General features: G+C 61.7%; 7 protein-coding genes. 5 read left to right on the top strand and 2 right to left on the bottom strand.

Annotated elements, in window-relative coordinates; genetic code table 11:
* The first annotated feature begins 340 nt into the window (after nt 1–340).
* The 5 genes from R4P70_RS22975 to R4P70_RS22955 all read left to right on the top strand — a co-directional run bounded on the left by R4P70_RS22975 (nt 341) and on the right by R4P70_RS22955 (nt 3,369).
* The gene (locus R4P70_RS22975) at nt 341–1,261 is read left to right on the top strand and encodes an SDR family oxidoreductase (RefSeq protein WP_317831953.1); all 921 of its coding nucleotides are present in this window, start codon (nt 341–343) and stop codon (nt 1,259–1,261) included.
* 26 nt (nt 1,262–1,287) lie between these two features.
* Complete coding sequence (locus R4P70_RS22970; protein ID WP_041814994.1) at nt 1,288–1,632, top strand: iron chaperone; 345 nt, start codon at nt 1,288–1,290, stop codon at nt 1,630–1,632.
* 32 nt (nt 1,633–1,664) lie between these two features.
* On the top strand, nt 1,665–2,387 hold the full coding sequence (locus tag R4P70_RS22965) for an AAA family ATPase (RefSeq protein WP_084325928.1): 723 nt from the start codon (nt 1,665–1,667) through the stop codon (nt 2,385–2,387).
* A 27-nt stretch (nt 2,388–2,414) separates the two neighbouring features.
* Nucleotides 2,415–2,735 (top strand): TfoX/Sxy family protein, encoded by a 321-nt coding sequence (locus R4P70_RS22960; RefSeq protein WP_019748395.1) that lies wholly within the window; start codon nt 2,415–2,417, stop codon nt 2,733–2,735.
* A 121-nt stretch (nt 2,736–2,856) separates the two neighbouring features.
* A complete protein-coding gene (locus R4P70_RS22955; protein ID WP_230091153.1) occupies nt 2,857–3,369 on the top strand; it encodes a hypothetical protein in 513 nt (170 codons plus the stop codon).
* Here the strand turns inward: R4P70_RS22955 and R4P70_RS22950 are convergent.
* A complete protein-coding gene (locus tag R4P70_RS22950) occupies nt 3,356–4,141 on the bottom strand; it encodes an oxidoreductase (protein WP_317831945.1) in 786 nt (261 codons plus the stop codon). The two genes, R4P70_RS22955 and R4P70_RS22950, sit on opposite strands and share 14 nt — an antisense overlap.
* Nucleotides 4,142–4,245: 104 nt before the next feature.
* The gene (gene ppc / locus R4P70_RS22945; RefSeq protein WP_069146556.1) at nt 4,246–7,020 is read right to left on the bottom strand and encodes a phosphoenolpyruvate carboxylase; all 2,775 of its coding nucleotides are present in this window, start codon (nt 7,018–7,020) and stop codon (nt 4,246–4,248) included.
* Nucleotides 7,021–7,110: the final 90 nt, after the last annotated feature.

The following is a 7,110-nucleotide window of genomic DNA, read 5'->3' as shown; positions in this document are numbered from 1 at the left end:
CCGGTCTTTTTTTTGTTTTTTCCGGTGTTTTGTGCCCCGGGGGGGGGGGTTCGCGCCTGGGGGCGCCCCCCGGCCCGGTGGTACATCGAGGACATTTTCACAGTGGCGAGTCATGACTACCCGCTGAGTCCGGAGCCGATGCGAATTTCCTTTTGACGGAACGGAACTCAATCCCGAGATCCCTTGTCTCCAACGGGCACTCTGCCCTGCACAACGATTCATCTCTCCCCCTGTCTCGTTCTTTCGAGCGATTACTACCTTGGACGCCGCGAAGTAGGGTTCGGTTCCGTAGATCGCTTTCACTCTTGAACGAATCAATCCAGGCGAGAACAATCGAACAATGTCGTGGACACCGAATCCGGATGCACTTCGCGGGCGAGTGGCTGTTGTTGCCGGGGCGACGAGGGGCGCCGGACGCGGAATCGCCGCAGCCCTGGGTGAGGCCGGTGCAACCGTCATCTGCACTGGCCGGAGCACATCTGCCGGAATACTTCAGTCGGACTATCCGCGCGGCGAAACCATCGAGGAGACGGCAGAGCTTGTCACCGAACTGGGCGGCGTCGGCGTGCCGATTGCCGTCGATCATCTCAAGAGCACGCAAGTGGCTGATCTCGCCGAACGCTTGCGCGCCGACTATCAACATATCGACATCTTGGTCAATGACATCTGGGGCGCGGAACTGCTCAAGGGCGGGCCGGCAGAGTGGAACACGCCGGTATGGGAACACGATCTGGACAAGGGCTTTCACATTCTGCGCCTGGCGATCGACACCCACATCACCACGTCGCACCACCTCCTGCCGCTGATGATCGATCGGCCAGGCGGACTGGTCGCCGAAATAACCGACGGCACTACCGAATACAACGCATCGAACTATCGCATCTCGGTGTTCTACGACCTGGCGAAGGTGTCCGTGAACAGGCTTGCATTTTCACAAGGCCACGAACTTGCCCCGTTCGGCTGTACTGCCGTCGCCATCACTCCGGGGTTCCTGCGATCGGAGATGATGCTCGACAATTTTGGTGTCGGTGAATCGAATTGGCGTGACGCTTTGTCGCCGGAGCGGGATGGGCCGACTGCACCTCCGGATTTTGCCCGCTCCGAGTCACCAAGATTCACAGGACGTGCGATCGCCGCCCTCGCCGCCGATTCGAATCGGAAGCGATGGAATCAGCGATCGGTCAGTTCAGGCGAACTCGGAACGGCATACGGGTTCACCGACACCGACGGCAGCCGCCCCGATTTTTGGCGAGCCAACTGAATCCGACAGTGATTAAGATCCGTTTCATGGCCGAATTCGCGACGATCGACGATTACATCGCGTCGTTTCCCACCGACGTGCAGCGATCCCTCGGGAGCATCCGCGAGACGATCCACAGCACTGTTCCCGGCCTCGATGAAACCATCAGCTATCAGATGCCGACCATGACGGTGAATGGGAAGAACCTGGTTCACTTCGCAGGCTGGAAACACCACATCTCGATGTACCCACTCCCGGCAGGTGACGCAGAGTTCGAGAAGTCCGTCGACCCGTACCGGGCTGCGAAATCAACCGTGAAGTTCCCGCTGAACAAACCGATCCCCCTCGATCTCGTGGCTCGAATCGTCGAATTGCTCGCGCAGCGCCACTAACCTCAGTTCCCGTCGGAGCCTTGTGAGAGCGTATGGCCGTGCAGAGACAACCCATCCGACGCATCAAGGCCGGGACATCGTCGGGCGCTGACGTAGGCAGCTGGCCGATGACGGTGCCCGCGGTTGCGCAGATCATTCAGGACGGTCTTGAACTTCCACCGGGTGTCACCATTCTGGTCGGCGAAAACGGAGCGGGGAAGTCGACCGTCATCGAAATTCTTGCCGCCGTTCTCGGTCTCAATGCCGAAGGCGGGTCTACCAATACGCGACATCAGACCAGATCGAGTGAACCGAGCGGCCTCGACCTTGTGGTCGAGCGGAGCCCCGGCGCGTCGAAGTGGGCGTACTACCTCCGAGACGAAACCTTGCACGGGTTGTACACGTATTTGGAGGACAACCCCAATCCCACGCGACCTGAACCGCTTTACCATCACCTCTCCCACGGTGAGGCGCTGCTCGAGATCTTGTCGTCGAGGACCTCCGACGGCGGCTTCTATCTCATCGACGAACCCGATGCCGCACTCTCCTTCCAAGGGACCTTGACGCTGGTCGCGCTGCTCGGTGAGCTGGTGGAATCCGGCGCGCAGGCAGTGATCGCGACGCACTCGCCGATCATCGCGGCACTGCCGAACGCCAATCTGCTCGAGATCGGCGAATGGGGAATCCGAGCCGCGAGCTGGGAGGACCTCGATCTGGTCTCGAACTGGCAGCGGTTCCTTCACGACCCGCAGACGTACCTGCGCCACCTGATCTAACCTGGAACTCCACCCCAGGAGGCCTCCATGGCATACGACAAGGCGCTGGCTGAGCGTATCCGCGATGCGCTCTCGGGCGAGAGCGACGTCGAAGAAGTAAAGATGTTCGGTGGGCTGAGCTTCATGGTGAACGGGAAGCTGGCCGCCAGTGCGAACTCACACGGCAACATCATGGTTCGGTGTGACCCCGATCGAGTTGACGAACTCCTGACGCACAAGGGTGCAAGTTGGCCCGAGATGCGGGGTAAGCCGATGAGCAAGGGATGGATCGTCGTCGACCGAACCGGGACGAGTTCGAACGTCGAGTTCAATGCGTGGATCAAGGAAGCTCTGGACTTCGTGCACTGACTGGTACTGCCGGTTCGATCAATTTCGCTCGATTCGGCAAAAAGTGAAGTGGGCGGCCCTAGACTCCGAAAAAGCATTGGATTGGGCGCCACGACGGCGCGGAGGAAAGGTGGTCCGTCGCGTGACGTTCACACCCAATCAGCCGGATCACCAACGCGCCTTCGGGTTTCAGTCGCCGTCAACCCGCACGATTCCCTCCCTCATGCCCGACCGTTACGGACCTAGCCTCATCGGATCGCTGTGGGCGTGCGCCGGGATCGTCGCCGGAAGCCTCGGCCCGTGGACGTCGTCCTCCGCCCTCGACCACAGTGGTATCGACGAATGCGGAGTGATCACACTCGTCCTCGCTCTGGGCGCGGTAACCGCGCTTATCACCCTCATGGTTCGAGACGTCACGCCCGAGATGAAGAATCACTGCACGGGACCGCTGGTGGGAATCGCCGTCTTGATCGTTGCCGTCGGAAACGCCGCGTCCATTGTGCGACGTAGTACGGAGGTCGCAGGGCACACCGCCGGACCGTCCATCGGGTGGGGATTGTGGGTGGTCATCGCGTCCGCAGTGATCCTGTGCATCACGTCGTCGACCGTCGCGCACATGATCAGGTTTCAGGCAGCAATGATCACAAGGTCTTGATCAGACCGCCGTCGATCACGAAATCCGCGCCCGTCACGTTCCCCGCGCGATCGCTGGCGAGGAACAACACCAGGTCCACTACCTCTTCGGGAAAGGTGAAGCGGCCCGTCTCGGCGCCGGCGGCCGCACTTTCGACGATATCGTCGGCCGCTGAACCATTCGCCTTCGCCAGCGTCGAGGCCACTCCGTGCTTGCCGAGCCACAACTCGGTCTGCACCGGACCAGGGCTGACGGTATTGACGCGGATCCCCTTCCCGCCCAGTTCTTTCGACAACGACTTCGAGAAGTTGGTCAACGCCGCTTTGGCGGCGCTGTAGTCGATCACCGTGGGGTCAGGCAAGAATGCGTTGACCGAACTGATCGTCACGATGCTCCCGCCACCTCGGCGGATCAACTCCGGCAGCGCAGCGCGAACAGTGCGTACAGCCGACAAGAACGTCAGACTGAACGACGACGCCCACTCTTCGTCCGTGATAGCCGCGAAGCCGCTCGTTCTCGGAGTGACGGCGCCGACGTTGTTGACCAAGATGTCGACGCCGCCCCTCGCTGCTGCAACCTCGAGCAGTCGGGTAGATCCTTCGACACTCGCGAGGTCGACGCCGACAAAGGTGACGGCGCCGCCGGACTGCAGCGATTCGAGTTCCGCCGAGAGCGTCCGCGAGCCCGCGACGACGTGGACTCCCTCGGCCACCAAGGCCCGAGTGATCGCCAACCCGATACCTTTTCCCGCGCCGGTAACCACGGCAGTTCGTCCGTTCAATTGCAGATCCACTGCGGTCCCCGTTCGGTCCGGTGCGCAGCGTTGGGTGTGCGTGCGACAGCTCTAGAGTCGCCGCACGCACACCCTGGTAAACCTGCAGAACCAGCCGCTGTTACCTAGCCACTGTTACGAAGCGCAGTGGCCAGGCCGTTCATCGTCAGCTGGATACCCCGACGCACCTGATCGCTCTCGTCGCCGGAACGGTACCGACGGATCAGCTCGACCTGTAGATGGTTGAGAGGTTCGAGGTACGGGAACCGGTTGTGAACCGAACGCTCGAGTCCCGAGTTGTCGGCAAAGAGGTTCTCGTTGCCTGTGATTGCCTTGTACATGCGAATTGTGCGTTCGTGCTCGTCGGTGATCATTCCGAAGACTCGATCGCGCAGTTCGGCGTCGGGCACGAGGTCCGCGTAGCGGGCCGCCAAACCGAGATCAGACTTCGACATCACCATGGCCATGTTCGAGAGCACGGTTCGGAAGAACGGCCACTTCTCGTACAGGCCCGTCAACGTGGCAAGCCGAGTGTCGTCTCCGTCTATCCATCTTTCGAACGCGGCGCCGGTTCCGTACCAACCCGGAAGCATCACGCGAGACTGACTCCACGAGAGCACCCAAGGAATGGCACGCAGATCGGAAATCGCCTTGGTCTGCTTGCGAGAGGCCGGACGAGAGCCGATATTGAGTGCTCCGATCTCGGCGACCGGTGTCGACGCTTCGAAGTACTGCACGAATCCTGGTGTGTCGTGCACCAATTCGCTGTACGCGGTGCGGGCGAGTGCCGCCAACTCGTCCAACACCGCGTAGGCCGCATCTGCGTCGCTGCCAAGACCTTCGACGTCGAGCAACGTCGACTCGATAGTCGCGGCGATGAGTGTTTCGAGGTTGCGGTGCGCCAGACGCGGTTCGGCGTACTTGGCCGCAATCACCTCACCCTGCTCGGTGATTCGCAGAGAACCAGCGACTGCGCCGGGGGGCTGCGCGAGAATCGCTTCGTAGCTCGGTCCGCCGCCACGTCCGACGGTTCCGCCGCGGCCGTGGAAGAGCCTCAACCTGATTCCGCTCTTACGCGCGGCATCGACGAGGTCGAGTTCGGCACGGTACAGCGCCCAGTTGGCGGCCAGGTACCCGCCGTCTTTGTTCGAGTCGGAGTACCCGAGCATCACTTCCTGACTGTCACCGCGAGAACGGACGATCGCACGATAGATCGGGATGTCGAGCGTCGCCAGCAATGTGTCGGCGCCGCCCTGCAGATCCTCGATCGTCTCGAACAACGGGACGATTCCGATCGGGCAGGAGGGCTCGCTACCGACGCCCGGATCGAGCACCCCAACCTCTTTGAGCAGCACCGCAGCTTCGAGCATGTCGCTGACCGAGGTACACATGCTGATGATGTAGTTGGGTACCGCGCCCGCTCCGAGAACCCGCACCGCCTTGGCGCCGGCCGCCATGATGGCCAGTTCCTTGGTGGTCAATTCGCTGAACTCGGCGTCCGGCGAAGTCAGCGGTCGCCGCGTCGTCAACTCGGCCGACAGCAATTCGACTCGATCGGCTTCCGGCAAGGACGTGTAGTCCGAGTGAACTCCGGCCCACGCCAGAAGTTCTGCGACGACGCTTTCGTGTACCTCGGAGTTCTGCCGCATGTCCAGACCGGACAGGTGAAAGCCGAACACCTCCACCGCTTCTCGGAGCCGATCGAGTCGATCGTCGGCGATGGTCTCGTCGCCGAAACGACGCAACGAGGTGTCGATGATTCCGAGATCCCGCTGCAGTTGTGCCGGGTCGGTGTACGCCTCGAGACCTTCATCAGCACCGTGTGCGGGCAACTCCCCCAGTACCGTCAGTGCGGTTGCGCTCAATCGCCCGCGGATACCGCGAATCGCACGACGGTACGGCTCGTCGGCCCGGAATGCAGAATCGTCGCCAGAGGTAGACGCCAGCAGATCGAGTTCGGGCGTGACGGACACCAGCCGCGCCGACATCGACAGTTCACGCTCTAGATGTTCGAGTTCCTCGAGATGATGCTCGAGAGCAGTCGCCGCAGCGCGCGACGTGGCGCGCTGGACGATTTCGCCGGTCACGTACGGATTGCCGTCCCGGTCACCGCCAATCCACGAACCCGGCCTCAGGATCGGTTCCGGCAGGAGCCCGGCGTCCGGCCAACGCGTGCGCAGAGCTTTGCGGACCTCGGCATTGATCTTCGGAATCACCTCGAACAACGCCGCGTCGTAGTAGCGCAGGCCTACCTCGATTTCATCCTGGATACGGAGGCGGCTGAGCCGGATCAGAGCCGTCTGCCACAGGGTCAGAATCTGACGGCGCAATTGCAGATCGACATCAGCGGTTTCTGCGACGCTCAGCGCCGTGCGCTCGCGGTATCGCATCAACTCGGTGATCCGACTCTGCGTCTCGAACACCGTGCGGCGTCGGGTCTCCGTCGGGTGAGCGGTGATGACGGGTGAGACCAGGGCGCCCCGCAGCGCTTCTTCGACGGTAGCCGAATCGATATCGGCTGCATCGAGTTTGGTGTACGTGGCGGCGAGAGTGCTGTCGCGGGGCGGTTCACCCGCGTTGACGTGGATGGCCCGTCGACGCTCGCGGTGGATGTCCTCGGCCAGGTTGGCGAGCAGCGCGAAGTGACTGAACGCACGAATGACGGGAATGGCGTCGTCCGTACTGATTTCGGCGAACAGCGACACCAGTTCGGCGCGGTCGATCTCCGACCGACGGACTCGGAACGACTCGACACGGGCTCGCTCGACCAGATCGAAAACATTGTCGCCGGCTTGCTCTCGCACTATTTGTCCGAGTATTCCGCCGAGAAGCCGGATGTCTTCGCGCAGCGGCTCGGTGGCCTCTCGCGGTGTTTCTCGATGCGACGCGGTTTCAGTCATCACTCAATTATCGACCGAAACAAAGAACCCCGCTCGATAGGCGGGGTTCCGTGTCTGAAATTCGTGTGTGAAAAACTACCGGCTGCAAGT

It is taken from the genome of Rhodococcus sp. IEGM 1241 (genome assembly GCF_033142365.1).
Lineage (GTDB): Bacteria > Actinomycetota > Actinomycetes > Mycobacteriales > Mycobacteriaceae > Rhodococcus_F > Rhodococcus_F erythropolis.
This window is presented reverse-complemented; position numbering and strand designations above follow the sequence as displayed.